This window comes from Streptomyces sp. NBC_00158 (assembly GCF_045160885.1).
In the GTDB taxonomy this organism is placed as follows: Bacteria; Actinomycetota; Actinomycetes; order Streptomycetales; family Streptomycetaceae; genus Streptomyces.
Map to the genome: position 1 here is coordinate 6,315,728 of NZ_CP108161.1, position 26,024 is coordinate 6,341,751.

Genomic DNA, 26,024 nt, shown 5'->3' on the forward strand with positions numbered 1-26,024 from the left:
CCCCCTCCGCTCCACTCCTGACAAGCGCCGGACCACGCGGCCCCGGCTCGATTGTGGTGCCTGCCGGGGGCGTCTGACCGGCAGTCCGCCGGAAGGGGTACGGGCGAGGCCCGCCGGCTCAGTCGTCCAGCCTCCGGGCCGAACCGATGACGCAGTACGAGGTCGGCAGCGCCGGACCGCGTTCGGGCAGGCGGAAGGAACGGTGCGAGGCGATCCGGAAACCGGCCGCCTCGATCGCGGCGAGCGGGTCGCGCGCCGTGTGGCAGCCGCCGAACAGGCGCGGCCACACCGTCCGGTCGAGCGCCCGCTGGACGCCCGCCATACCGGGGCCGGGCGCCAGCCCGTGCTCCAGGAAGCGCAGTTCGGCCCCCGGGCGCAGCACCCGGTGCAGTTCGGCGAGGGCGCGCGGCAGGTTGCGTACGGTGCACAGCACCAGCGAGGCGACGGCGACGTCGAAGGCCTCGCTCTTGACCGGGAGCGCCTCGGCGACACCCGGTACGAGGTCCACCGGCACATCGGCGCGCAGCGCCGCCGCGGCGGCGAGCCGGCGCAGCGTGCGCTCCGGTTCGATGGCGACGACCTCGGAGACGGCGGCGGGGTAGTAAGCGAAGTTCAGGCCGTTGCCCGCGCCGATCTCGACGACCCGGCCGGACACCCCCTGGAGGAGTTCCCGGCGCAGGGCGCCGATACCGGCGCGGGTCTCGGCGGCGGTGCTGGCGCGGGCGTAGAACCGGGCGAAGTACGGGTGGTGGACCGGATCCGGGACGGGGCTGGGCATGGCGGGCCTCCGGGCGCGGACGGGCGGCGGACGGACGACACGGCTGCGCGTGCCCTTCGGGGCTGTTCCCCACCCGGGCCCGTCCCGAAACCGTCTCCGCCCGAGCGGCGCAGGCCATAATCGACCCTCCGGGCACCGCACTTGGGGCCGCGCACAGGAGGTTCGCAACCTTGACATCCCGTACGGCCCCCTTCCGGGGCACGGCCGCCGCGCTGTTCGCCGCCGCGGCGTTCCTGCTCGCCGGCTGCGATTCCGCCCCGGCACCGGAGCCCCGGGCCGAGGCGCCCGCAGCCGACCCGAACGCCGCGTTCCTCGCGGAGGTGGCCGCGCGCTGCGCCACCGCCACCGCTTCGCCGGCAGCCTCCGCCTCCGCCTCCGCCTCCGGGGACGGTGCCGCACCGGCGGATCCGGAGTCGCGCAAGTACGCGGAGAACCACGCGTACCGGCAGCAGACGGAGCTGAGCCCCGCCGCCCGCTGCCGCGGGGACGCCCACGCGGCCCGGATCAGGGCGAAGCTGGCCGCCGCGCCCGTGACGGACCCCGCCGGACTGACCGCGCTGCTGCGCGGCCTGGGCTACCCCGTCGGCAGCGGTGACGTGTACGAGGGGAACGCCGTCCAGGGGCCGGGCTTCGCGCTGCCGCTCCCGGGCACCGGCCCCTGCGTGTCGGGGCGGGCGGCGGCGCCCGCCACCGCGGGCGCCGCCGCGGCCCCCGCCCGCGCCGAGGCGCACGGCGTCTACCTGGAGGGCGGCTGCAAGGAGCCGGCGGGAGGCCACTGACGCCGCCACCGGCTCCCCGCCGCCGGGTTGAATCAGGCGGGGTACATCAGGCGGGCCACTCGGCGAGGAAGGACTCCGCCGACCAGGTGCCGTCCAGCGCGGCCCCCAGCCAGGTCGGCGCGGCCGCGCGGAAGGCGGCGGGCTCCAGGGCGCCGGCCCGCTCCGGCACGGCCCCCAGCAGCGGGAGCCCGGACTTCGGGAGGTCGGCGAGGTTGCACCGGGAGGCCAGGTCGGGAGCCGCGGGCCAGCTGCCGACCACCACCCCGAGCCCCCTCACGGACCGGGCCGCCAGGGCCTCGGCGGTCAGGTCCGTGCTGTTCAGCGTGCCCAGCCCCGCGGGGGCCACCACCAGCACCGGCGCCGCCATCAGCCGCGCCGCGTCCGCCAGGGTGCGGCCCTCCTCGTCGAAGCGCACGAGCAGCCCGCCCGCGCCCTCCACGAGCACCAGGTCGTGCTCGGCGTCCAGCCGCGCCGCCGCCTCCGCGATCCCGGCCGGGGTCAGCGTCGCCAGCCCGGAGCGCCGCGCGGCGGTGTCCGGGGCCAGGGGCTCGGGGTAGCGGGCCAGTTCCAGCCCGGTCACGGCCGGGCCGGCGAGCCGCACGACCTCGGCGGTGTCCCCGGGCTCGTCCGGGCCCACTCCGGTCTGGGCGGGCTTGAGCACCGCCACCGAACGGCCGGCGGCCAGGGCGGCGGCCGCGATGGCCGCGGTGACCACCGTCTTGCCGATCTCCGTGCCGGTACCGGACACGACGACTACGGACATCTCAGCCTTCCTGCGCCGCTGCGACGGCCGCGCGGCAGATCCGGGCCACGTCGGCGTCGCCGGTGACGAACGGGGGCATGGTGTAGATCAGGTCGCGGAACGGGCGCAGCCAGACGCCCTCCCGGACCGACGCCCGGGTGGCGGCCCACACGTCGACCGGATGGTCGAGCTGGATCACGCCGATGGCCCCGAGCACGCGCACGTCCTTGACCCCGGGCACGGCGGAGGCCGCCGCGAGGCCCTCGCGCAGGCCCGCCTCGATCCGCTTGACCTCCCCGGCCCAGTCCTGGCCGAGCAGCAGGTCGATCGAGGCCAGGGCCACGGCCGTGGCGAGCGGGTTGCCCATGAAGGTCGGCCCGTGCGCCAGCACCGGGACCTCGCCCTGCGAGATGCCGTCGGCGACCCGCTCGGTGCACAGGGTCGCCGCGAGGGTGAGGTAGCCGCCGGTCAGGGACTTGCCCAGGCACATGACGTCCGGGGTGATGCCCGCGTGGTCGGCGGCGAACAGCGCGCCCGTGCGGCCGAAGCCCGTCGCGATCTCGTCCAGGATCAGCAGCACCCCGTACTCGTCGCACAGCTCGCGCAGCACCCGCAGGTAGCCCGGGTGGTGGAAGCGCATGCCGCCCGCGCCCTGCACCACCGGCTCCACGATCACCGCGGCCAGCTCGTCGGCGTGCGCGGCGACCAGCGAGCGCAGGTGGTCCGCGTACGCCGGGTCCACGGGGGTGTCGAACTCCCCGGGCGGGGCGTCGGCGAAGACCTGCCGGGGCAGGTGGCCCTGCCACAGCTCGTGCATGCCGCCGTCGGGGTCGCACACGGCCATCGGCTGCCAGGTGTCGCCGTGGTAGCCGCCGCGCCAGGTCAGCAGCCGGGTCTTGCCGGTGCGGCCCAGCGAACGCCAGTACTGCAGGCACATCTTGACGGCGACCTCGACGGCCACCGACCCGGAGTCGGCGAGGAAGACGTGCTCCAGACCGGCGGGGGTGATCTCCACCAGCCGCGCGGCCAGCCGGACGGCGGGCTCGTGGGTGAGCCCGCCGAACATCACGTGCGACATCCGGCCCAGCTGCGCGGTCGCGGCCTCGTTGAGCACCGGGTGGTTGTAGCCGTGGATCGCCGACCACCAGGAGGACATGCCGTCGACCAGCTCCTCCCGCCCCTGGGCGGGGGAGGCGAGCCGGAGCCGGACCCCCGAGGCGGAGGAGACCACGAGGGCCTCCTGCCGCCCGGGCATCGGGCCGTACGGGTGCCAGACGTGCTGCCGGTCCAGGGCGAGCAGGTCCGCAGTGTCCGACGAGGGGTCGAGCGGGTCGTGCAGCGGGAACCGGTCACGCATTGGGGGCGATGTCCGTCCCCGCGCCGCGGCGGCGTACCGCCACCAGGTCCGAACGGACCTCTCCGGCCTCCGCCTGGGCGGGCGCCGGCGCCTCCGGGGCGTGCCCGGAGCAGCCGCCGCAGGCCGAGCCGCAGCCGTGGGCCTCCGCGCCGTCCGCCGGACCGCAGCCGCCGGCACCGGCCGAGGACCCGCACACACCGCCCGCGGGGGCGGCGGCCGCGACGTCGGCGCGGTGCGCGGGCAGGGTGGTCGTACCGGCGCCCTCCACCTCGAAACCGGCGTCCGCGATCATGTCGAGGTCGGCCTGGCCGGCCTGGCCCTCACTGGTGAGGTAGTCGCCGAGGAAGATGGAGTTGGCGATGTTCAGCGCGAGCGGCTGCATCGAGCGCAGGTGCACCTCGCGGCCGCCGGCGATCCGGACCTCCACGTCGGGGCAGACGAAGCGGACCATGGCGAGGATCCGCAGGCAGCGCTGCGGGGTGAGGTTCCACTCCTTGGCCAGCGGGGTGCCCTCGAAGGGGATCAGGAAGTTGACGGGGACGGAGTCCGAGTCCAGCTCGCGCAGCGAGAAGACGACGTCGATCAGGTCCTCGTCGCTCTCGCCCATGCCGGCGATCAGGCCGGAGCAGGCGGACAGGCCCGCCGCGTGCGCCTTCTGCACCGTGTCGACGCGGTCCGCGTAGGTGTGCGTCTTGGTGATCTGGCCGTAGGTGGCCTCGGAGGTGTTCAGGTTGTGGTTGTAGGCATCCGCACCCGCCTCGCGGAGCTTCTCGGCCTGGCCCTCGGCCAGCAGGCCCAGGCAGGCGCAGACCTCGACGCCCTCGTTCTGCTCCTTGATGGCGGCGATCGTCTCGCCGACGCGGGCCACGTCACGGTCGGTCGGACCGCGTCCGCTGGCCACCAGGCAGACCCGCTTGGCGCCGCCGGCCACGCCCGCGGCGGCCGCGGCGGAGGCCTCGTCCGGCTTCAGCCACGTGTACTTGAGGATCTCGGCCTTCGACCCCAGGCGCTGGGAGCAGTACGAGCAGTCCTCGGGGCAGAGCCCCGACTTCAGGTTGACCAGGTAGTTCAGCTTGACGCGGCGCCCGAACCACTGGCGGCGCACCTTGCCGGCAGCGGCCACCACGTCGAGCAGTTCGTCGTCGGAGGTCGCCAGTACGGCCAGCGCCTCTTCGCGGGTCGGCAGCTCGCGCCGCAGTCCCTTTTCCACCAGGGTGTTCAGCAGGTCCATGCGCCCGATCCTGTCCCACGCGACCACTCCCGGCCAAGGAGAGATCGGACAACATGGCCGGAAGGGAGTGTGTGGATCGCCACACCAGTCCCTCGGGTCGCGGCGGATAGGGTCGAGCAGATCTGTCGACTGCCGACAAAACGCGAGACACATCGCGAGACGCGACGCGAGGACCGCCGATGACCCAGCACACCCCGCAACCCGAGGACGTCTTCGCCTGGATCGACGGCGCGGAGCGCGTCCGCGAGCAGGCGGGGCTGGTGCGGACCCTGCGTCCGAGGCCCGCCTCCTCGCCCCTGCTGGACCTGGCGAGCAACGACTACCTGGGCCTGTCCCGGCATCCCGAGACCGTGCGGGGTGCCTGTGAGGCGGCCGAGCGCTGGGGCGCAGGTGCCACCGGGTCGCGCCTGGTCACGGGCTCGACCGAGCTCCATGCCGAACTCGAGCGGGAGCTCGCGGCATTCGCGGGGTTCGAGTCCGCTCTGGTGCTTTCATCCGGATATGCCGCGAACCTGGCCGCCGTGACCGCGCTCAGCGGCCGGGGCACCCTCGTGGTCTCCGACGCGGGGAACCACGCCTCGATCGTCGACGGCTGCCGGCTCTCGCGGGCCGAGGTCGCGGTCACCCCGCACGGCGACCCGGAGACGGCCCGCAAGACCCTGGCCGGGCACGACGGCCGCGCCCTGCTCGTGACCGACTCGGTGTTCTCCGTCGACGGGGACGCCGCGCCGCTCGCCGCGTACCACGCGGCCTGCCGGGACGAGGGCGCCGCGCTGGTCGTGGACGACGCGCACGGGCTGGGGGTGCTGGGCGAGGGCGGCCGCGGCGCGCTGCACGCCGCCGGGCTCGCGGGCGCGCCGGGGGTGGTCGCCACGATGACCCTCTCGAAGTCGCTGGGCAGCCAGGGCGGCGCGGTGCTCGGGCCCGCCAAGGTCATCCGGCACCTGGTCAACACGGCCCGGGCCTTCATCTTCGACACCGGGCTGGCCCCCGCCGCCGCCGGTGCGGCGCTGGCGAGCCTGCGTCTGCTGGGCCGGGAACCGGAGCGCGCGGCCCGGGTCCGGGAAGTGGCCGCCGAGCTGTACGGGCGGCTCACCGCGTCCGGCCTGACCGCGGCCCGGCCGGACGCGGCCGTGGTGTCGGTTCGGGCCCCGTCGGCTTCGGCGGCACTGCGCTGGGCCGCCGACTGCCGCGAGGCAGGTCTGTCCGTGGGGTGCTTCCGTCCGCCGTCGGTGCCGGACGGCATCTCCCGGCTGCGGCTGACGGCTCGGGCGGATCTCACGGGGGACGAGATCAGCCGGGCCGTCGGCACGGTCCTCGGGACCGCTCCGGCCGGAGCCACGGACCGCTAGGCGTCACGTCACACGCGCACGTCCGCCCGTACCGAGGCGAGGAAGCCGTCCCAGGCCGGCCCGGTGAAGAGCACGGCCGGGCCGTCCGTCCGCTTGGAGTCGCGGACGGCCAGCAGTCCGCCGGTCAGGGCGGCCGCTTCCACGCAGTTGTTCATTCCGGTGCTGCGGCTGCTCCGCCGCCACCGCGCGCTGTTCAGAAGTCCGCTGGTGGATAAGGGGGTTGCGGACACGGGGGTGCCTCCTTACGCGTCGTCAGCGATAGAGCTGATGAGATCCGACGAGTCACGGGGCGGGAGGGCGTGCGCCTGGATGGTGCGGAACGCGGCGCTGTACGCCTCTAGGTCTTCCTTCCGCTCCAGATAGAGGCTACTCGTCAAATGGTCGAGCACCACCACATCCAGATCGGCGATGTTCGGAAATGAGAAAATTACGAACGGTCCGGTCAGGCCGAGATGGCCCCCCACGGTGAACGGCAGCACCTGGAGCCGCACTTGGGGCAGCCGCGCCACCTCCACCAGATGCCTCAGCTGCTGCTCCATCACCCCCGGCCCGCCGATCTGCCGGCGCAGCACCGCCTCGTCCAGCACCGCGCTCAGCTCCAGCGGCGGATCCGACCGCAGCACCGCCTGCCGGGCCAGGCGTACGTCCACCAGCGCGTCCACCTTCGGCTCCGGCAGCCCGCCCAGCGCGGCCCGGGTCACGGCCCGCGCGTAGTCCGGGGTCTGGAGCAGCCCCGGCACCACCGACAGCTCGACGGTCCGCGCCGCCCGCGCCCCGGCCTCCAGGCTGATGAAGTCCCGGTACTCCTGCGGGAGCAGGCCCCGGTAGTCGTGCCACCACTGCCGCCCGCGCGCCGCGTCCCCGCTCGACGCCGGACCGGCCGCCGAGGCCCCGAGGGCCTCCAGCAGGGCGCGCTGCTGGGCGCTCACCACCTCCCCGTAGGCGTCCAGCAGCAGCCGGATGTCCTCCGTCTTCACGCCGCTGCGGCCGGTCTCGATCCGGCTGACCTTCGACTGGTGCCAGCCGACGATGCGGGCCACCTCGCCGCTGGTGAGCCCGGAGCGGTCGCGCAGGGCACGCAGCTCCTCACCGAGTTTGCGCCGACGTACCGCGGGACCGTGCTGCATACCCGCTCTCCTTCCACCGGCACACCTCGCACCAGTCTGCCGTCCAAATACGCTCTTCCGTAGCAGAGTTCACCGCATTGAGCGACAGATATATGCATATCTTGGGGGAACGGCGGAAACGGCGGCACGATGGGTGGCACTCTGGCGCTCAGCGTAGATCCGGGGCGGCTCCGTCCCGGTGGGAAAGGGACGTCGCCATGGCAGATCAGCTGGAAGCATCCGTCACTCTGCCGAGCGATCCGGTGTCGGTGGCAGCCGCCCGCCGCTACGTGGCGCGGGTACTGAGCGACTGGGGACTGCCCGAGGACGCCGGCACCGCGGACACCGTCCGCCTCATCGTCTCGGAACTGGCGACCAACTCCGTGCAGCACACCTTCGGCCAGTCGCCCACCTTCACCGTCGACGTCCGCCTCGAACGCGAGGAATGGCTGCGCGTCGGAGTGACGGACAGCCACCCCCGCTGGCCCAAGCGGCTCCCCGCCGCCGTCCAGCAGGACAACGGCCGCGGCATGGTCATCATCCGCTGGCTCGCCGCCGAGGCCGGCGGCCGGCTCTCCGTCAGCCCCACCGAGGACGGCGGCAAGACCGTGTGGATCGCCCTGCCCTGGCCCGCCGACGCCTCCGCGCGGACCCTCAGGGGCTGTTGAGCCCACCGGCCGCGGGCCGTATACGAACCGCCCCGCCGGGACCGGGGCGGCATTGAACCGAGTGCCTTCCCGAAACGTGGGTTAACTCGGCGGAAAAATACGGCCCCTACGGTATGGTCCTCGCTCTTCCGCCAATGATCACCCACGCTCCGGTAAAGCGGTGGTGATCGGGACGGAAAGCCTCGTCCTGTGTTGGGCAAGAGACGCTTGGCACGGATAAGCGCAGGTCAACAACATGTTGACGGCCGGTACGGTCACTCCCCGGCGCGACGAAGACCATGTCCCGGAAGCTTGGTGATACAGGTGCAATTGACACCACATGAACAAGAGAGACTCCTGATCCATGTGGCCGCCGACGTGGCCGAGAAGCGCAGGGCGCGCGGGGTGCTCCTCAACCACCCCGAGGCCGTCGCCCTGATCACCTCGCACCTCCTCGAAGGAGCCCGGGACGGGCGGACCGTGGCCGAGCTGATGGCGTCCGGCCGCACCGTGCTCACCCGGGCGGAGGTCATGGAGGGCATCCCCGAGATGATCCACGACGTCCAGGTCGAGGCGACCTTCCCCGATGGCACCAAGCTCGTCACCGTCCACGACCCGATCGTCTGAGGGGGAGCAGCAGCATGATCCCCGGCGAGATCGTCCACGGGGACGGACCGGTACGCCTCAACGAAGGCCGCCCCGTCACCCGCCTCATCGTCCTCAACGCCGCCGACCGGCCCGTACAGGTCGGCTCCCACTACCACTTCGCCGAGGCCAACCCCGGCCTCGACTTCGACCGGCGGGCCGCGCACGGCCTGCGCCTGAACATCGCCGCCGGCACCGCCGTCCGCTTCGAGCCGGGCATCCCCGTCGCCGTGGAACTCGTACCGATCGGCGGACTGCGCACCGTGCCCGGACTGCGCGGCGAGACCGGAGGGCCGCTCGATGGCTGAACTCTCCCGCCGGTCCTACGCCGACCTGTTCGGGCCGACCGCCGGTGACCGGATCCGGCTGGCCGACACCGCCCTCTTCGTCGAGATCGAGCGCGACCTCAGCGGCGGCCCCGGCAACTCCGGCGACGAGGCCGTCTTCGGCGGCGGCAAGGTCATCCGCGAGTCCATGGGACAGGCCCGCACCACCCGCGCCGAGGGCGCCCCCGACACGGTCGTCACCGGCGTGGTGATCATCGACCACTGGGGCATCGTCAAGGCCGACATCGGCATCGCCGGCGGCCGCATCTGCGGCATCGGCAAGGCCGGGAACCCCGACACCATGGACGGGGTCGACCCCGCCCTCGTCATCGGACCCGAAACCGAGATCATCGCGGGCAACGGGAAGATCGTCACCGCCGGCGCCATCGACGCCCACGTGCACTTCATCTCCCCGACCGTCGTCGACGAGGCCCTCGCCTCCGGCATCACCACCCTCGTCGGCGGCGGCACCGGCCCCGCCGAGGGCTCCAAGGCCACCACCGTCACCCCCGGACCCTGGCACCTGGCCCGGATGTTCGCCGCCCTGGAGGCCTACCCCGTCAACATCGGCCTGCTCGGCAAGGGCAACACGACGTCCCGCGAGGGCATGCTCTCCCAGCTGCGCGGCGGAGCGCTCGGCTTCAAGATCCACGAGGACTGGGGCGCCACCCCCGCCGCCATCGACGCCTGCCTCGGCGTGGCCGACGAGACCGGCGCCCAGGTCGCCATCCACACCGACACCCTCAACGAGGCCGGCTTCGTCGCCGACACCCTCGCGGCCATCGCCGGCCGGACCATCCACTCGTACCACACCGAGGGTGCGGGCGGCGGCCACGCACCCGACATCATCACCGTGGTCTCCGAGCCCAACGTCCTGCCCAGCTCCACCAACCCCACCCGGCCGCACACCCTCAACACCGTCGAGGAGCACCTCGACATGCTGATGGTCTGCCACCACCTCAACCCGGCCGTCCCCGAGGACCTCGCCTTCGCCGAGTCCCGCATCCGGCCCTCCACCATCGCCGCCGAGGACGTCCTCCACGACCTCGGGGCCATCTCCATCATCTCCTCCGACTCCCAGGCCATGGGCCGGGTCGGCGAGGTCGTCCTGCGCACCTGGCAGACCGCCCACGTGATGAAGCAGCGCCGCGGCTTCCTGCCCGGCGACGGCCCCGCCGACAACCACCGCGCCCGCCGCTACGTCGCCAAGTACACGATCAACCCCGCCGTGGCCCAGGGCCTCGCCAAGGAGATCGGCTCCGTCGAGATCGGCAAGCTCGCCGACCTGGTGCTGTGGACCCCCGCCTTCTTCGGGGTCAAGCCCGAGCTCGTGATCAAGGGCGGTCAGATCGCGTACGCGCAGATGGGCGACGCCAACGCCTCCATCCCCACCCCGCAGCCGGTCCTGCCCCGCCCCATGTACGGCGGCATCGGACGCGCACCCTCCCTCAACTCCGTCAACTTCACCTCACAGGCCGCCCTCGACGACGGCCTGCCCGAACGCCTCGGCCTCGGCAAGAAGTTCACGGCCATCGAGAACACCCGCAAGCTCGGCAAGTCCGACATGCGCAACAACGACGCCATGCCGGACGTACGGGTCGACCCCGACACCTTCACCGTCACCATCGACGGCGAGGCGGTGGAACCGGCACCCGCGGCCGAACTGCCGATGGCACAGAGATACTTCCTCTTCTGATGGGCCACCGCCGATGAGCCTCGCCGCACTGCTCGTGCTCGCGGACGGCCGCTTCCCCGCCGGAGGGCACGCCCACTCCGGCGGGGCGGAAGCCGCCTGCAAGGCCGGCCGCATCCACGACGCCCCCACCCTGGAACAGTTCTGCCGGGGACGCCTGCACACCGCCGGGCTCACCTCCGCCGGACTCGCCGCGGCCGCCGCCCTCGGGCTCGACCCGGCCGCACTCGACGCCGCCGCCGACGCGCGCACCCCCTCGCCCGCGCTGCGCGCCGCCGCCCGCCGGCTCGGCCGGCAGCTGCTGCGGGCCGCCCGCGCCACCTGGCCCGCCGCCGAACTGGACGCGCTGGCCGCCGCCTTCCCGCGCGGGGCGCACCAGCCCGTGGTGCTCGGCCTCGCCGCGCGGGCCGCCGGACTCGCGGCCCTGGACGCCGCGCACGTGGCGGCGTACGAGAGCGTCAGCGGACCGGCCACCGCGACCGTACGGCTGCTGGGCCTCGACCCCTTCGAGGCGAGCGCCGTACTCGCCCGCCTCGCCCCCGAGCTCGACGCCGTCGCCGCCCGGGCCGCCGAGGCGGCCGGGCTCGCCCGCACCGAGGGCCCGGACGCCCTGCCCGCGGCCTCCTCACCGCTGCTGGAGATCGCGGCACAGGCACATGCCGACTGGGCGGTACGCCTCTTCGCCTCCTGAGCGCGAGCGCCCCCACCCCTTCCCCTAGGAGATCTGCCGTGCACCTCGACCACGACGTGACCTACCCCCACCGCCACACCCACGGCGCCGCCCCGCTGCGCGCCGACGGCAGCCGCCGCGCCCTGCGCGTCGGCCTCGGCGGACCCGTCGGCTCCGGCAAGACGGCCACCGTCGCCGCCCTCTGCCGGGCCCTGCGCACCGAACTGTCCATGGCCGTCGTCACCAACGACATCTACACCCGCGAGGACGCCGAGTTCCTGCTCCGCGAGGCCGTCCTGCCCCCCGAGCGGATCAGCGCCGTGGAGACCGGCGCCTGCCCGCACACCGCCATCCGCGACGACATCTCCGCCAACCTGGAGGCCGTCGAGGAACTGGAGGAGGCCTTCCTCGCCGCGGCCCCCCTCGACCTGATCCTCGTCGAGTCCGGCGGCGACAACCTGACCGCCACCTTCTCCCGGGGCCTGGTCGACGCCCAGATCTTCGTCATCGACGTGGCCGGCGGCGACGACATCCCCCGCAAGGGCGGCCCCGGCGTCACCACCTCCGACCTCCTCGTCGTCAACAAGACCGACCTCGCCCCGCACGTCGGCTCCGACCTGGAACGCATGGCCCGCGACGCCGCCGCCCAGCGCGGCGACCTGCCCGTGGCCTTCCAGTCCCTGCGCGGCACCGAAGGAGTCGCCCCGGTCGCCGACTGGGTGCGCGGCCGGATCGCCGCCTGGACCGTACGGTGACCAGCGCGCCCCCCGCCGCCCCCCACCCGGCCTCCCTCCGCGCCACCGCCCGCATCCGCGCCGCCGCCGACGGGCGCGGCGGCACCGCCCTGCCCCTGCTGGCCGGGGAGGGGCCTCTCGCCCTGCGCCGCACCCGGGGCGAGGGCGCCGAGGCGGGAGTGATGCTGGTCGGCGCGATGAGCGCCCCCCTCGGCGGCGACCACCTCACGGTGGAGGCCGACGCGGGACCCGGCGCCGCCCTCGCCCTGCGCTCCGCGGCCGCCACCCTGGCCCTGCCCGGCCGCACCGGGGAACCCGCGCGGTACGACGTACGGCTGGAGCTGGCCGACCGGGCGGCGGTGCGGTGGCTGCCGGAACCGCTCGTCTCCGTGCGCGGCAGCGACCTGCGCGCCACCACCCGCGCCGAACTGGCCCCCACCGCCCGCCTCCTGCTGCGCGAGGAACAGGTGCTCGGACGCAGCGCCGAGCCCCCCGGCCTGCTGCGCAGCCGGCTCACCGTCACCCGGGACGGCAGACCCCTGCTGGACCAGGAGCTGAGCTGCGGCCCCGGAGCACCGGGCGGCTGGGACGGCCCGGCCGTCACGGCCGGCCACCGCGCCCTCGGCCAGCTCCTCGTGGTCGACCCGCGCTTCGAGCAGGACCCGCCCCCGGCCGCCGTACTGGGCGAGTTCGCGGCGGCCACCCCGCTGGCCGGACCGGCCGTACTCGTCACGGCCCTCGCACCGGACGCGCTGAGGCTGCGCGAACTCCTCGACGGGGCGCTGCGCACGTACGGCTGGTGACGGGGGGACAGAAGCGGGGCAATGGGACACCGCTCAGCGGTACACACCTTTCCGGTTATCGGGTTGGCAAAGAAGTCGACCGTGCTCTGTTGCCGGGTACCGGTCAGACGAAAGGATCCCCCTGACCCAAACCTGCCGCTCCGGGCGGCACATGACCAGGGGGATCAACCACGTGATACGCAACGCGACGCTGGGGAGCGCCGCCACCCTCATCACCGGCGCGCTGGCCGCGGGCCTGCTGCTCGCGCCGCCGGCCTCGGCCGCTCCGGCCGGCCGGGACAACGGCGGTGCCGAGGCGATCGGCGTCCAGATCGCCGCCGCCCGCGCCGCGCGCGCCGGCATCGACTGGAAGGACTGTCCTGCCGACTGGGGCTTCGAGAAGCCGATCCAGTGCGGCTGGGTGAAGGTCCCGCTCGACTACACCAAGCCCTTCGGCAAGACCATCGAGCTCGCCGTCGACCGTGCCGTCAGCACGGGCACCAAGGAGGAGCGCCAGGGCGCCCTCGTCTACAACCCCGGCGGTCCCGGCGGTTCCGGCATGCGCTTCCCGCGCCGGGTCACCACCAAGAGCCCGCTGTGGGTCAACACCTCCAAGGCGTACGACTTCGTGGGCTTCGACCCCCGCGGCGTCGGCCACTCCGCGCCGATCTCCTGCATCGACCCGCAGGAGTTCGTGAAGGCCCCCAAGGCCGACCCGGTCCCGTCCAACGAGGCCGACAAGCGCGCCCAGCGCAAGCTCGCCGCCGAGTACGCGGACGGCTGCAAGGAGCGCAGCGGCGAGATGCTGCCGCACATGACCACGCCGAACACCGCGCGCGACCTGGACGTCATCCGGGCCGCCCTCGGCGAGCAGAAGCTGAACTACCTCGGCGTCTCCTACGGCACCTACCTGGGCGGGGTCTACGCGACCCTCTTCCCGACCCACGTGCGCCGCATGATCGTCGACAGCGTCGTCAACCCGGCGACCGACAACATCTGGTACCAGGCCAACCTGGAGCAGGACGTCGCCTTCCAGATGCGCTGGAACGACTGGCAGGACTGGGTCGCCAAGAACGACGCGGTCTTCCACCTCGGCGACACCCGCGCCAAGGTCGAGGCCAAGTACCAGGAGCTGCGCGGCAAGGCCAAGGCCAACCCGCTCGGCGGCGTCGTCGGCCCGGCCGAGCTGATCGGCTTCTTCCAGGGCGCCCCGTACTACGACTCCTCGTGGGTCCCGGTCGCACAGGCGTTCAGCGCCTGGGCCGCCGGTGACGAGAAGCCGCTGATCGAGGCCATCGCCCCGGACATGTCCGACACCAAGGGCAACGCCGCTTCGGAGAACAGCAACGCCGTGTACACCGCGGTGGAGTGCGCCGACGCCAAGTGGCCCACCAGCTGGGCCAAGTGGGACCGGGACAACTCCGAGCTGCACAAGAAGTACCCGTTCCTGACCTGGTCGAACGCGTGGATGAACCTGCCCTGCGCGACCTGGAAGTCCAAGCAGAGCACCCCGATCGAGGTCGGCGCCAAGCGCGGAATCGCCCCGGTCCTGATCGTCCAGTCCGAGCGTGACGCGGCCACCCCGTACGCGGGCGCCGTCGAGCTGCACCGCCGCCTGGCGGGCTCGCGCCTGATCACCGAGCAGAACGCCGGCTCGCACGGCGTCACCAGCCTGGTGAACCCCTGCATCAACACCCGTGTGGACGCCTACCTGCTCACCGGCAAGGTCGACGCCCAGGACGTGAAGTGCGGCCCGCACGCCACCCCGGTGCCGCCGGCCCCGGCCGCGGCGAAGTCCCTCGCCCAGGCCCCGGCCGCCGCGCTGCCGCAGAACGAGGAGCTCCCGGCGGTCGTCCGCTAGGACCCCCGGCAGGACTCCGTAGTACCCGGTAGTACCCGGTACCAAGAGCGGGAGAAGGCTCAGCGCGAGGAGCGCCGGGCCTTCTTCCGCTTCTGCTCTTCCTCGGCCTTGACCTCGGCCGCGTACCGGTCCACGTACTCCTGGCCCGAGAGGCCCAGGATCGCGTACATGATCTCGTCCGTGACCGCGCGCAGCACGGCCCGCTCGCCCTCCATGCCCGCGTACCGGGAGAACTCCAGCGGGGCGCCGAAGCGGATCGTGACCCGCCGGATCTTCGGGAGCTTCTGGCCGGGCGGCTGGATCTCGAAGGTCCCGAGCATCGCGCAGGGCACCACCGGTACCCCCGCGCCCAGGGCCATGGCGGCCACCCCGACCTTGCCCTTGTAGAGCCGCCCGTCGTGCGAGCGGGTGCCCTCGGGGTAGATCCCGAGCAGCTCGCCCTCGGCGAGCACCCCGAGCCCCTCGCGCAGCGCCGCCTGCCCGGCGTCCTTGCCGGAGCGGTCCACCGGGATCTGGCCCGCGCTGCGGAAGAAGGCGGCGGTCAGCCGGCCCTTGAGGCCGGGCCCGGTGAAGTACTCGGCCTTGGCGAGGAAGGTGATCCGGCGCGTGAGGATCGCGGGCATCAGGAAGTGGTCCGAGAAGGACAGGTGGTTGCCCGCGACGATCGCGGCGCCCTCCGGGGGGATGTGCTCCAGCCCCTCGATCCGCGGCCGGAACAGCAGCCGCAGCAGCGGACCGAGCAGTACGTGCTTGAGCAAGTGGTAGAACACCAGGCCGCTCCCGTCGATGCCCCTATGTCACGGCCATCCTACGGACAGTCAACGCGGGGCCGGGAGGGTCAGGCGCTGCGCGAGGCCGCCAGCCCCATGGTCAGCAGCCCCAGCACCACCCAGCCGAACCACAGCCAGCCGTTGCTGCCGAGCGCCACCGAGTACGTGGAGACGGCCACCAGAGCGGCGAAGGTCGTGACGGCCATCGCCTTAACGGATCCGGTCATGCCCCATGGTGGCTCCTGACCGGGGCCCCGCGCTACTGGCCGCGCTGCTGGAGGGAGGCGAGATACGCGTTGTAGGCGGCGAGCTCCTTGTCGCCGTCCCGGTCGGCGGCCCGGTCCGAGCGCCGCGCGATCCGCTGCTCCGAGTGGTACCACTGGTAGATCAGGGCGATCAGCACCAGCACCGAGGGGATCTCGCTGAAGGCCCAGGCGATGCCGCCGCCCCACTGCTGGTCGAGCAGCGGGTCGATCTCCAGGGAGGCCGGCGGGTTCGCGTACGTCTTGATCATCGGCTCGCTCGCCATCATCAGCGCGATGCCGAAGAAGGCGTGGAAGGGCATGCCCGCGAACAGCTCCAGCATCCGCATCACGTAGCCGGGGCGGTGCGGGCCCGGGTCCACGCCCATGATCGGCCAGAAGAAGATCAGGCCGACGGCGAGGAAGTGGACCATCATGCCGATGTGGCCGGCCTTGCTCTCCATCAGGAAGTCGAAGAGCGGGGTGAAGTACAGCGCGTAGAGGCTCGCGATGAACATCGGGATGGTGAAGGCCGGGTGGGTGATGATCCGCATGTACCGGCTGTGCAGCAGCATCAGGAGCAGCTCGCGCGGCCCCTTGTGGCCGCGCGCCGCCGGCGGCAGCGCCCGCAGGGCCAGCGTCACCGGCGCCCCGAGCAGCAGCAGGATCGGGGTGACCATGCTGATCACCATGTGCTGGACCATGTGCACGCTGAACATGACCATGCCGTAGTCGTTCAGCTTGGTGCACATCACCAGCATCACCGTCAGCACACCGGCGACGAAGGCGACGGTCCGGCCCACGGACCAGGAGTCCCCCCGCGAACGCAGCCGCCACACGCCCCACCCGTACAGGGCGAGCCCCAGCAGCGAGCCGAACAGGAAGAAGGCGTCGAAGGAGAACTCCAGCCCGCGCCCGAGAGTGAACGGCGGCAGGTCCATGTTCATGTCCATGCCGTGACCGTTGTGATCCATACCTTCACTCCCTTGACTGTGGCGCCCCACCACAGTAGTGCCGCCCCCGGACGCGATCGCGTCCGGGGGCGGTCTCAGAAGGGGGGAAACATCACAGAACGTTCTGGGCCTCGTCGTAGCGGTCCGAGGGGACCGTCTTCAGGGTCGAGGTGGCCTCGGCGAGGGGGACCATCACGATGTCCGTGCCGCGCAGGGCCGTCAGCATGCCGAACTCGCCGCGGTGCGCCGCCTCCACCGCGTGCCAGCCGAAGCGGGTGGCCAGGACCCGGTCGTACGCGGTGGGCGTGCCGCCGCGCTGGACGTGGCCCAGGATGACCGGACGGGCCTCCTTGCCCAGGCGCCGCTCCAGTTCGACGGCCAGGATGTTGCCGATGCCGGCGAAGCGCTCGTGGCCGTACTGGTCCTTGCCGCCCGCCTGGTACTCCATCGTGCCGGGGAGGGGCTTGGCGCCCTCGGCGACCACGACGATCGCGAACCGCTTGCCCGCCGAGAAGCGCTCGCCGACGATCGCCGTCAGCTCCTCGATGTCGAAGGGGCGCTCCGGGACGACGATGGCGTGCGCGCCGGCCGCCATGCCCGAGTGCAGGGCGATCCAGCCGGTGTGGCGGCCCATGACCTCCACGACCATCACGCGCTGGTGGGACTCGGCGGTGGTCTTCAGCCGGTCCAGGGCGTCGGTGGCGACGCCGACGGCGGTGTCGAAGCCGAAGGTGACGTCCGTGGAGGAGATGTCGTTGTCGATGGTCTTCGGCACGCCGACGATCGGCAGGCCGCCCTGGGCGAGCAGGTTGGCCGCCTTCAGGGTGCCCTCGCCGCCGATCGGGATGACGGCGTCCAGGCCGAGGTCCGCCACGTGCCCGCGGGCCCGCTCCACGCCGTCGCGCAGGTGCGCGGGCTGGACGCGGGAGGAGCCGAGGATGGTGCCGCCGCGGGCCAGGATGCCGGCGACGGAGTCCAGGTCGAGCTTGCGGTAGTCGCACTCCAGGAGGCCGCGCCAGCCGTCGTGGAAACCGATGACCTCGTCGCCGTGGTCGACGACGGCGCGGTGCACGACGGAGCGGATGACGGCGTTCAGGCCGGGGCAGTCGCCGCCGGAAGTGAGCACACCAATGCGCATGGCAGGAAGAACCTTTGCAACGTGGGCCGACGACCGGACCACGTCGTCCGGTTGGAACTACCCGTCACCCTACAAGCGGTTTCCCACTGGACTGAACCATCCTCCACAGGATGGTCGGAACAAACAGAAGATCGTACGAACGCACACCGACCGAACGCACACCGGCCCGGACCCCCGAGGGGATCCGGGCCGGAAGCCGAAGCCGTGCGACGGGCGCGGAGCGCCCTTACGCGGTCTGCGTGGCCGCCGCCATGCGCTCCGCGCGCAGCGCGTCGTACCAGCGGTCGTCTATGGCCGGCAGCGCGTTCACGTCGAGGGCCAGCTTCAGCAGGTGGTCCGCGATGAGCGGGTTGCGCGCCATCACGGGGCCGTGCATGTACGTGCCGAAGACGGTGTCGTTGTACGCGCCCTCGGTGCCGTCGCCGGTGCCGTTGCCGCGGCCCATCGTCACCCGGGCGAACGGCCGCGCGGACGGGCCCAGGTGCGTGACGCCCTGGTGGTTCTCGAAGCCCGTCAGCTGCGGCAGGCCCAGGCGCGGGTCGATGTCGGCGATGACGTCGCCGACGCACCGCTCGCCCTCGCCGCGCACGGTCACCACGTCCAGCAGGCCCAGGCCCGGCTGGCGCTCGCCCATGTCGTTGACGAACTCGTTGCCGAGGATCTGGTAGCCGGCGCAGACGGAGAAGACGATCGCCCCGTTCGAGACGGCGCGCTCCAGGCCGCCGTCGCGCACCAGCCGCTCGGCGGCCAGCCGCTGCGGCCGGTCCTCGCCGCCGCCGATCAGGTAGATGTCGCCCGAGGTCGGGATGGGCTGGTCGCTGCGCACGTCCACGCGCTGCACGTCCAGGCCGCGCTGGCGCGCCCGGCGCTCCACGACGAGGCAGTTGCCCTGGTCTCCGTACGTGCTGAGCAGGTCGGGGTAGACCCACACCAGACGCAGGCTGTTGTCGCTCATGCTCTTGTCCTTCGAAGGTCTGGGTACTAGTTGCCGACGCGGCGGCGCACGTCCTGGAACGCCGTGTAGTTGGCGATCAGCTCGATCTGTCCGGGCGGCGCGAGCTGGACGGCCTCGTCGAGGGTCTCGCAGACGCGGAAGTCCAGGCCGGCGACCTCCAGGCGGACCGCGAGGTCGAGCTTGCGGTCGCCGATCACGAAGATCGGGTGCCCGGCGAGGCGCGGGTAGTCCACGTCCCACAGCCAGGAGGTGTCGGTGCCGTCGGCGCCGCGGGCGTTGACCGCGAGGATCACCGGCGCCGGCGGCCCGTCGATCAGCGAAAACGTTTCGAGCCAGCCCGCCGGGTTCTTCGCGAGCAGCAGCCGCAGGTCACGGTTCATGAAGCTGACCACGTCGTAGCGGCCGGCCACGGCCTGCACCTGGTACATGCGCTCCAGCGCGACCTGCGGGGGCACGCCGAACACGGCGGCCACGGCGGCCGAGGTGGCGGCGTTGGCCTTGTTCGCGCGGCCGGGCAGCTGGAGGTGGATCGGCCAGGCGCTGCCGTGCGGGTCGAGCACGTGGTCGCCGGAGAGCACCCAGCTCGGGGCGGGACGGCGGAAGCCGCACTCGCCGCAGAACCAGTCGTCGCCCGGGCGCTGCATGACGCCACCGCAGGAGGGGCACGACCAGGCGTCGTCCTTCCACTCCTGGCCGGCGGCGACCCAGACCACGTTCTGCGACGAGGAGGCCGACCACACGATCAGCGGGTCGTCGCAGTTCGCGACCACGACCGCCTTGGAGCCCTGGAGGCCCTCGCGCCACTTCTCGGCGAGCATGCGGGTCTCGGCCGCGCGGTCCAGCTGGTCGCGGGAGAGGTTCAGCAGGGCGATCACCTTGGGGGTGACGTCCCGGGCCACCCCGGCCAGGTACTTCTCGTCCACCTCGATGACGCCGTACCTGGCGTCCGAGCCGCCGGCGAGCGCCGAGGTGATGCCGGCCGGCATGTTCGCGCCCAGCGCGTTCGACACGACCGGACCGCTGGCCCGCAGGGCCTCCGCGATCAGGCGGGTCGTCGTGGTCTTGCCGTTCGTCGCGGAGACGAGGACGACATCGAGATGCTGCGCCAGCGCGCCGAGAAGATCGGGGTCCAGCCTGAGTGCGACCTTGCCTCCGATCACCGATCCGCTTCCGCGTCCCGCGGCCCGCGACACCGCCGCCGCGGCCTTGCCCGCCGTCACGGCCAGCTTGGCCCGCGGCGAAAGCGGCTCCGTGTTGCCTGCCATCGTCCCTTGTCCTCCTAGCGTCGGTCGCCCCAGCCTATCCAGTACCGGCCGCGGCCTTGACCGCGGCGCCCCAGGTCGCCGCGGATCTACTCATATATTCGCCCGTCGTACCCTTACCGCCATGCGACAGCGTCCCCTCCCCGGTACCACCGGTTCCGTACGCCCGATGACCCTGCTGGGCGAACCGGTGCTGCACTCTCCCTGTGCCGAGGTCACCGACTTCGGGCCCGAACTCGACCGGCTCGTCGAGGACATGTTCGCCACGATGTACGCCGCCCAGGGCGTCGGGCTGGCCGCGAACCAGATCGGGACCGGGCTGCGGGTCTTCGTCTACGACTGCCCCGACGACGAGGACGTCCGTCATGTGGGACACGTCGTCAATCCCCGCCTGGTCGCGGCGGACGGGGACGAGTTCCGCGGCCCCGAAGGCTGTCTGTCGCTGCCCGGCCTGGAGGCGGGCACCGTCCGCTTCGACCGGGCGGTCGTCGAAGGGGTCACCTCCGACGGGGCTCCGGTGCGCGTGGAGGGCACCGGGTTCTTCGCCCGGTGCCTCCAGCACGAGTGCGACCACCTCGACGGCACGGTCTACGCGGATCGGGTGACCGGCCTGCGCGCCCGCCGGCTGCGCCGGGCCATCGCCAAGGCCCCGTGGGGCGGGACCCGGGCCTGAGCGGCGCGGGTCAGAAGCCGGGGCCGTCCGCGCGGTTGCCGGCGGTGGCCAGCCGGCCCCAGAGCAGGTCGGTGAGGCCCGCCACCAGCGCGGCCCGCTCGCAGGGGCGCTCGCCGAGCCACCAGTCGCCGGCGGCGTGCATCATGCCGACGATGCCGTGGCCCCAGATCCGGGCCTGCTGCTCGCCGCCGGGGCCGAGGTCGACCCGTTCCCCGACCACCTTCGCCAGCTCCTCGCCGAGCCGGCGCAGCAGCGGGGCCGAGTGCAGGCCGACGTCGAAGCCGCGCTCGCTGCTCTGCGAGTCCTCGGCGGGGTGCATGAGGAACCGGTAGACCTGCGGGCGGGCCTCGATGGCGGCGAGGTAGGTGTCCAGGGTGGACTCCACCCGCTGGCGGCGTTCGGCCGGGGCGTCGAGCGCGGCCCGCAGGGAGTCGAGCAGGGCGTCGGTGTGGCGTACGGCGAGGGCCTGGTAGAGGCCCGCCTTGTCGCCGAAGTGCCGGTAGAGGATCGGCTTGGTGATGCCGGCCTCGGCCGCGATGGCGTTCATCGAGGCCTTGGGGCCGTCCCTGAGTACGACGCGGTCCGCCGCTTCGAGCAGCTCGCGCCGGCGGCGTTCTCCCGCTCCCGGCTCGCCCGGCTGCTGACTGGTCTCCATGACGTGTTTCTCTCCCCGCCCTTGCGATGTGCGTGACGCCCACGCAACGTAACACCCCGCGTACCCCCGTCACCGAATCGGCGGCGCTTGACAGTGCTTACCCGCCGGTAACAGACTGTGGCCACGGTGAGGGTTACCGGCAGTAACGGTAACCGTGTGAGACAGCTGGAGGGGACATGGCGGAGTTCACCATGGAGCTCAACGACGACCAGAAGCAGGTGCGGGACTGGATCCACGGCTTCGCCGCCGACGTGATCCGGCCCGCGGCCGCCGAATGGGACGAGCGGGAAGAGACTCCGTGGCCCGTCATCCAGGAGGCGGCCAAGGTCGGCATCTACTCGCTGGACTTCTACGCCCAGCAGTTCTTCGACCCCACCGGCCTCGGCATCCCCATGGCCATGGAGGAGCTGTTCTGGGGCGACGCCGGCATCGCCCTGTCCATCGTCGGCACCGGCCTCGCCGCCATCGGGGTCGTCGCCAACGGCACCGAGGAGCAGATCGGCACCTGGATCCCGCAGATGTACGGGACCCCGGACGACGTCAAGGTCGCCGCCTTCTGCTCCTCCGAGCCGGACGCCGGCTCCGACGTCGGCGCGATGCGCACCCGGGCCGTCTACGACCAGGCCAAGGACGAATGGGTGCTGAACGGCACCAAGACCTGGGCCACCAACGGCGGCATCGCCAACGTCCACATCGTCGTCGCCGTGGTCGACCCCGAGCTCGGCACCAAGGGCCACGCCTCCTTCATCGTGCCGCCGAACACCCCCGGTCTGTCCCAGGGCCAGAAGTTCAAGAAGCACGGCATCCGCGCCTCGCACACCGCCGAGGTGGTCCTGGAGGACGTACGGATCCCCGGCTCCTGCCTGCTCGGCGGCAAGGAGAAGCTCGACGAGCGGCTCGCGCGGGCCCGCGAGCGGGCGGCGGCGGGCGGCGGCGAGCGCGTGAAGAACGCCGCCATGGCCACCTTCGAGGCCTCCCGGCCGGCCGTCGGCGCCATGGCCGTCGGCACGGCGCGCGCCGCGTACGAGGTCGCCCTCGACTACGCGAAGACCCGCACCCAGTTCGGCCGCCCGATCATAGACAACCAGGGCGTGGCCTTCCAGCTCGCGGACATGCGCACGCAGATCGACGCGGCCCGGCTGCTGGTGTGGCGGGCGTCCTGGATGGCGGTCGCGGGCAAGCCGTTCACCTCGGCCGAGGGCTCGATGTCGAAGCTCTTCGCGAGCGAGGTGGCGAAGAAGGTCACCGCCCAGGCGGTCCAGATCCTCGGCGGCAACGGCTTCACCCGGGAGTACCCGGTGGAGCGCATGCACCGCGACGCGGCCATCTACACGATCTTCGAAGGGACGAGCGAGATCCAGCGCCTGGTGATCGCCCGCACCCTGTCGGGCATGCCGATCCGCTAGCCGCGGTTTTACCGGGCCGGGGGCGCGACCGCCCCCGGCACCCCCTCCGGGGCTCCGCCCCGGGCCCCTTCCGGCCTGAGGCCGGGGACCCTTCCGGCCTGCGGCCGGGAGCCTCGGGTCGGACCCGGCCCCGTTCCCGCCCCGCGAGCGGGTTCCCGGGCCGTGCCGCCCGTGCCCGCTCCGTGGCCCTCAGGTCAGGAGGCGGACCAGGGCCCGGGTGAAGAGGTGCCGGCCCGCGCGGGCCACGAGGGGGTCCAGGGCGCGGGGGAGGGGGCGCAGGCGCAGGTCCTCGCGCCAGTGGACCTCCGTGCCCCCGGCGGGGAGCGGGCGGAGCTCGATCTCGGCCCAGCCCGTCACCGCCCTCCCGCGCTTCTCCAGCCGGACCAGGTTCGGGGGCTCCCAGACGACGACCTCCATGGTGTCGTCCAGCGTGATGCTTCCCACTCCCGTGCGCGCCGTGAACCGCGTTCCGGCGCGCGTCGGCGGTTCCGTCTCGATGATCGTCCGGGTCAGCGGCACCTGTTCCCCGTGGCGTTCCCAGTCCGTGAGCCGCCCCCACACCTCGGCGGGCGGCAGGGACGTGCGGCGAATGATCCGGATAACGGGCATGAGCGCATGGTAAGCGGGCATACACACCCTGAACTGGACGTCGAATACGGCTTCCGTCGGAGGGCGGCGATCAGTAATACTCACCGCCACCGTGGATCGTGGGTTCGACCGGGTGACCACCGGCCCTCCCGCCCCACACTGCGAGGAGGTGCGCCATGTGCTCCCACCAGCCCCCCTGCCCGCCCGCCGACAGCGCCGACCACGAGGCCGCGCGCGTCGTGGCCTCCCATCCCGAACAGGGCTGGAGCCTGCTCTGCAACGGGGTGGTCATCTTCGACGACACCGGTGAACTGCTCCCCGAAGGCCGGACGGTGGAACCCCGTCGCCCGGCGCTGGTCTGAGCGAGGAGGCAGCATGCGCCAGCAGCTGATCCGCAAGCCCGTCCCCAAGCCCGCCCCCCGAGACCTGGACCTGCGCACACCGTCGGGCAGACCCCTCCCGTACTGACGGGAGCCCAGGCGTTACGCGGCCCACCGGCTGGGAAACCTAGCCGGTGGGTGCCGCCGCACCGCCGCGGAACGCGGTCTCGTACGCCGCGTCGCCGATCGCCGCCCTGGCCTGCCGCTCGCCCTGGTCCCGCAGGGCCGTCAGCGAGGGCGAGCCCATCTGCGGCCTGCCCACCGTGCGCCACCAGGCGTGTCCGGTGCCGAGCAGCCGCGCCGCCAGTTCCCCGTCGCCGAGGGCCGCCACCGCCGCCGCGAGCAGGTCCAGGCCCAGGGCGATGCCGAAGCGGTCGCCCAGCAGCCGCTTCCCGGACAGCATGGCCCGTACGTGCCGGGCGGCCTCGTCGTACTGGCCGAGCCCCAGTGCCGCGACGGCCAGCACGTAGTCCGCGTACGCCCGCAGCCAGCGCTCGCCCAGGTCCGCGCACGCCTCGCGCAGCCCGTAGGCCTCCTCGGCGGCCTCCTGGAAGCGGCCGAGGTCGCACAGGGCGTACGCCGTGACCAGCCGGCACAGCAGCCAGCCCGGGCCGTCGGCCCGCCCCTCGTGGGACGCCCGCGCCCGGGGCCCCGCCAGCGCGAGCGCCTCCACCGGGTCGCCCGGCATCATGACCGACACCCCCCGCAGGTAGGCGGCGCGCAACCGCCGCTCCGGGTCGCGGAGCAGGGACGCCTCCCGGACGCACTCGGCGCCCATCGCCTGGGCCCCTTCCATGTCGCCCTGGAGCAGCATCGTCAGCCCGAGCGCCCACTGCGCCTGGACCCGGGCGGCCCCCGGCTCGGGGGCCCCGCGCAGGGCCCGCTCCAGGAAGCCCCGGCCCTCGTGGACGTGCCCGCACGAGAACCAGAAGAACCAGAGCGCCCCGGCCATCTCCAGGGCCGCCGCGGGGTCCGTGCCGAGCAGGTGTTCCAGGGCGGTGCGCAGCTGCGCGTGCTCGGCGCTCATCCTGCGGTACCACTCCAGCTGGCCGGACCCCAGCCAGCCCTTGTCGGCGGCCCCGCAGAGCGCGGCGTACCAGTGGGCGTGCCGGTCCGCCACGGTCCGTACCTCGTCCAGCTCCGCGAGCCAGTCGTGGCCGAACTCCCTTATGGTGTCGAGCATCCGGTAGCGGGCCCCGGCCCCGCGCTCCCGGGAGCGCCGTACGACGGACTTGGCGACCAGTCCCTCCAGTACCCGTTCCACCCGCGCGGCCGGCAGCGGCCCGCCGGCGCACACGGCGCGGGCGGCGGCGACGTCGAAGTCCCCGCTGAAGACGGACAGCCGTGCCCACAGCAGCCGTTCCACCGGCTCGCACAGTTCGTGGCTCCAGCCGATCGCGGTGCGCATGGTCTGGTGGCGGGGCGGGAGCACGGCACGGGTGCCGGAGAGCACCTCGAAGCGCGCGCCGAGGCGCTGCGCCACCTGCTCCAGGCTCCACAGCCGCATCCGGGCCCCGGCCAGTTCCAGTGCGAGCGGGATGCCGTCCAGCCTGCGGCACACCTCGGCGGCGGTCCGCGACCGCGCGGGGTCGGTGAACGCGGCCGAGGCGCCCGGGCTGACGGCGACGGCGCTGGCCCGGAAGAGGGCCAGTGCCTCGCTGTCGGGGCCCTCGCAGGACAGCGGGCGGACTTCGAGCACCGTTTCGCCGGGGGAGTCGAGCCGCTCGCGGGAGGTGGTCAGCACCGTCAGGCCGGGTGCGGACTGCAGCAGTTCGCCCGCGAGGTGGCGGACCTCGGAGACCATGTGCTCGCAGGTGTCGAGGACGAGCAGAAGGGCCTTGTCGGCCATCCACGCGCACAGTTCCTCGTCGAGGGGGTGCACGGAGTGGTCGGCGAGGCCGATGGCGTGCGCGACGGTCGTGGTGAGCAGTGCGGGGTCGCGCAGCGGCGAGAGCTCGACCCACCAGATCCCGTCGGGCCAGGCGCGGCCGGGGCGGCGGCCTCCGGGCCGGGGGGCCAGGCTGTGGCGGGTGGCGGCGCGCAGGGCGAGCCGGGACTTGCCGACACCGCCGACCCCGGTCAGGGTGACCAGTCTCCGTTCGCCCAACAGGCCGTCGAGGGTGTCCAGTTCGCCGTGCCTGCCGATGAAGCCGGCGGCTTCCGGGGGCAGGTTGCCCGGCAGGTGCGCGGGGGCGGCTCCGGGGTCCGGGGCGGGCTCCCCGCATGCGGATTCTGTCTGATTGTGGTTGACCGAGTACTCACCGAACACGGATGTATTGTGCGCGATCTTCTTTCGCGG

28 protein-coding genes are annotated in these 26,024 nt (G+C 73.0%); 13 read left to right on the forward strand and 15 right to left on the reverse strand.

The window, feature by feature from the left end:
* Window positions 1–118 precede the first annotated feature (118 nt).
* Window positions 119–778, reverse strand: coding sequence for a methyltransferase domain-containing protein (locus OG553_RS29100; protein ID WP_405981802.1), 660 nt, complete (start codon window positions 776–778; stop codon window positions 119–121).
* A 170-nt stretch (window positions 779–948) separates the two neighbouring features.
* Between OG553_RS29100 and OG553_RS29105 the strand changes: the two genes are divergently transcribed.
* Window positions 949–1,557 (forward strand): hypothetical protein, encoded by a 609-nt coding sequence (locus OG553_RS29105; RefSeq protein WP_405981803.1) that lies wholly within the window; start codon window positions 949–951, stop codon window positions 1,555–1,557.
* Window positions 1,558–1,603: 46 nt separating this feature from the next.
* Here OG553_RS29105 and bioD read toward each other — a convergent pair whose 3' ends face one another.
* Genes bioD through bioB form a run of 3 tightly spaced genes read right to left on the reverse strand, consistent with a single transcriptional unit; the run spans window position 1,604 to window position 4,887 of the window.
* Window positions 1,604–2,320: a dethiobiotin synthase gene (gene bioD / locus OG553_RS29110; protein ID WP_405981804.1), complete on the reverse strand. Its 717-nt coding sequence runs from the start codon at window positions 2,318–2,320 to the stop codon at window positions 1,604–1,606.
* A gap of 1 nt (window position 2,321) precedes the next feature.
* Window positions 2,322–3,656, reverse strand: coding sequence for an adenosylmethionine--8-amino-7-oxononanoate transaminase (locus tag OG553_RS29115; RefSeq protein WP_405981805.1), 1,335 nt, complete (start codon window positions 3,654–3,656; stop codon window positions 2,322–2,324).
* Complete coding sequence (bioB, locus tag OG553_RS29120; protein ID WP_405981806.1) at window positions 3,649–4,887, reverse strand: biotin synthase BioB; 1,239 nt, start codon at window positions 4,885–4,887, stop codon at window positions 3,649–3,651. The genes OG553_RS29115 and bioB overlap by 8 nt, the downstream gene beginning before the upstream one ends.
* Before the next feature lie 179 nt (window positions 4,888–5,066).
* Between bioB and OG553_RS29125 the strand changes: the two genes are divergently transcribed.
* Window positions 5,067–6,239, forward strand: a complete 1,173-nt coding sequence (locus tag OG553_RS29125) for an 8-amino-7-oxononanoate synthase (RefSeq protein ID WP_405981807.1) — start codon at window positions 5,067–5,069, stop codon at window positions 6,237–6,239.
* A gap of 8 nt (window positions 6,240–6,247) precedes the next feature.
* On the opposite strand, the gene OG553_RS29130 is transcribed toward OG553_RS29125, so the two are convergent.
* Window positions 6,248–6,469: a DUF397 domain-containing protein gene (locus OG553_RS29130; RefSeq protein WP_405981808.1), complete on the reverse strand. Its 222-nt coding sequence runs from the start codon at window positions 6,467–6,469 to the stop codon at window positions 6,248–6,250.
* A 12-nt stretch (window positions 6,470–6,481) separates the two neighbouring features.
* Entirely contained in the window at window positions 6,482–7,366 is an 885-nt protein-coding gene (locus tag OG553_RS29135; protein ID WP_405981809.1) for a helix-turn-helix domain-containing protein, read from the reverse strand.
* A gap of 197 nt (window positions 7,367–7,563) precedes the next feature.
* Between OG553_RS29135 and OG553_RS29140 the strand changes: the two genes are divergently transcribed.
* The 8 genes from OG553_RS29140 to OG553_RS29175 all read left to right on the forward strand — a co-directional run bounded on the left by OG553_RS29140 (window position 7,564) and on the right by OG553_RS29175 (window position 14,703).
* Window positions 7,564–8,013, forward strand: a complete 450-nt coding sequence (locus tag OG553_RS29140) for an ATP-binding protein (protein WP_405981810.1) — start codon at window positions 7,564–7,566, stop codon at window positions 8,011–8,013.
* 303 nt (window positions 8,014–8,316) lie between these two features.
* Window positions 8,317–8,619, forward strand: coding sequence for an urease subunit gamma (locus OG553_RS29145; protein ID WP_361610790.1), 303 nt, complete (start codon window positions 8,317–8,319; stop codon window positions 8,617–8,619).
* A gap of 14 nt (window positions 8,620–8,633) precedes the next feature.
* Window positions 8,634–8,945 carry an urease subunit beta gene (locus tag OG553_RS29150; protein ID WP_405981811.1) on the forward strand — a complete coding sequence of 104 codons (312 nt, stop codon included), beginning with the start codon at window positions 8,634–8,636 and terminating at the stop codon, window positions 8,943–8,945.
* A complete protein-coding gene (locus OG553_RS29155; RefSeq protein ID WP_405981812.1) occupies window positions 8,938–10,659 on the forward strand; it encodes an urease subunit alpha in 1,722 nt (573 codons plus the stop codon). The genes OG553_RS29150 and OG553_RS29155 overlap by 8 nt, the downstream gene beginning before the upstream one ends.
* 13 nt (window positions 10,660–10,672) lie before the next feature.
* Window positions 10,673–11,347 (forward strand): urease accessory protein UreF, encoded by a 675-nt coding sequence (locus OG553_RS29160; RefSeq protein ID WP_405981813.1) that lies wholly within the window; start codon window positions 10,673–10,675, stop codon window positions 11,345–11,347.
* Window positions 11,348–11,385: 38 nt separating this feature from the next.
* Complete coding sequence (gene ureG / locus OG553_RS29165; protein WP_405981814.1) at window positions 11,386–12,081, forward strand: urease accessory protein UreG; 696 nt, start codon at window positions 11,386–11,388, stop codon at window positions 12,079–12,081.
* A complete protein-coding gene (locus OG553_RS29170; RefSeq protein WP_405981815.1) occupies window positions 12,078–12,863 on the forward strand; it encodes an urease accessory protein UreD in 786 nt (261 codons plus the stop codon). Before ureG ends, OG553_RS29170 begins: the two co-directional genes overlap by 4 nt.
* Window positions 12,864–13,035: 172 nt before the next feature.
* On the forward strand, window positions 13,036–14,703 hold the full coding sequence (locus OG553_RS29175; RefSeq protein ID WP_405981816.1) for an alpha/beta hydrolase: 1,668 nt from the start codon (window positions 13,036–13,038) through the stop codon (window positions 14,701–14,703).
* A 59-nt stretch (window positions 14,704–14,762) separates the two neighbouring features.
* On the opposite strand, the gene OG553_RS29180 is transcribed toward OG553_RS29175, so the two are convergent.
* The 6 genes from OG553_RS29180 to OG553_RS29205 all read right to left on the reverse strand — a co-directional run bounded on the left by OG553_RS29180 (window position 14,763) and on the right by OG553_RS29205 (window position 20,026).
* Window positions 14,763–15,473, reverse strand: a complete 711-nt coding sequence (locus OG553_RS29180; RefSeq protein WP_405981817.1) for a lysophospholipid acyltransferase family protein — start codon at window positions 15,471–15,473, stop codon at window positions 14,763–14,765.
* 68 nt (window positions 15,474–15,541) lie between these two features.
* A complete protein-coding gene (locus OG553_RS29185; protein WP_185911042.1) occupies window positions 15,542–15,700 on the reverse strand; it encodes a hypothetical protein in 159 nt (52 codons plus the stop codon).
* Between the two features lie 32 nt (window positions 15,701–15,732).
* Window positions 15,733–16,689, reverse strand: coding sequence for a cytochrome c oxidase assembly protein (locus OG553_RS29190; RefSeq protein ID WP_405981818.1), 957 nt, complete (start codon window positions 16,687–16,689; stop codon window positions 15,733–15,735).
* Window positions 16,690–16,780: 91 nt separating this feature from the next.
* Entirely contained in the window at window positions 16,781–17,806 is a 1,026-nt protein-coding gene (locus tag OG553_RS29195; RefSeq protein WP_405981819.1) for a 6-phosphofructokinase, read from the reverse strand.
* Window positions 17,807–18,032: 226 nt separating this feature from the next.
* Window positions 18,033–18,761, reverse strand: a complete 729-nt coding sequence (locus OG553_RS29200) for a glutamine amidotransferase (protein WP_362463756.1) — start codon at window positions 18,759–18,761, stop codon at window positions 18,033–18,035.
* 26 nt (window positions 18,762–18,787) lie between these two features.
* The gene (locus OG553_RS29205) at window positions 18,788–20,026 is read right to left on the reverse strand and encodes a MurT ligase domain-containing protein (protein WP_405981820.1); all 1,239 of its coding nucleotides are present in this window, start codon (window positions 20,024–20,026) and stop codon (window positions 18,788–18,790) included.
* A gap of 121 nt (window positions 20,027–20,147) precedes the next feature.
* On the opposite strand from OG553_RS29205, the gene def reads away from it, so the two are divergent.
* The gene (def, locus tag OG553_RS29210; RefSeq protein ID WP_405981821.1) at window positions 20,148–20,696 is read left to right on the forward strand and encodes a peptide deformylase; all 549 of its coding nucleotides are present in this window, start codon (window positions 20,148–20,150) and stop codon (window positions 20,694–20,696) included.
* A 10-nt stretch (window positions 20,697–20,706) separates the two neighbouring features.
* On the opposite strand, the gene OG553_RS29215 is transcribed toward def, so the two are convergent.
* Window positions 20,707–21,351 (reverse strand): TetR family transcriptional regulator, encoded by a 645-nt coding sequence (locus tag OG553_RS29215; RefSeq protein WP_405981822.1) that lies wholly within the window; start codon window positions 21,349–21,351, stop codon window positions 20,707–20,709.
* Between the two features lie 176 nt (window positions 21,352–21,527).
* Here OG553_RS29215 and OG553_RS29220 point away from each other — a divergent pair, with 176 nt between their 5' ends.
* Window positions 21,528–22,757 (forward strand): acyl-CoA dehydrogenase family protein, encoded by a 1,230-nt coding sequence (locus tag OG553_RS29220; protein WP_362463744.1) that lies wholly within the window; start codon window positions 21,528–21,530, stop codon window positions 22,755–22,757.
* A gap of 189 nt (window positions 22,758–22,946) precedes the next feature.
* Here OG553_RS29220 and OG553_RS29225 read toward each other — a convergent pair whose 3' ends face one another.
* Window positions 22,947–23,366, reverse strand: coding sequence for an SRPBCC family protein (locus OG553_RS29225; RefSeq protein ID WP_405981823.1), 420 nt, complete (start codon window positions 23,364–23,366; stop codon window positions 22,947–22,949).
* A gap of 155 nt (window positions 23,367–23,521) precedes the next feature.
* On the opposite strand from OG553_RS29225, the gene OG553_RS29230 reads away from it, so the two are divergent.
* Complete coding sequence (locus tag OG553_RS29230) at window positions 23,522–23,707, forward strand: DUF5999 family protein (protein ID WP_125815414.1); 186 nt, start codon at window positions 23,522–23,524, stop codon at window positions 23,705–23,707.
* A gap of 145 nt (window positions 23,708–23,852) precedes the next feature.
* On the opposite strand, the gene OG553_RS29235 is transcribed toward OG553_RS29230, so the two are convergent.
* Window positions 23,853–25,994, reverse strand: a complete 2,142-nt coding sequence (locus OG553_RS29235) for an ATP-binding protein (protein WP_405981824.1) — start codon at window positions 25,992–25,994, stop codon at window positions 23,853–23,855.
* Window positions 25,995–26,024: the final 30 nt, after the last annotated feature.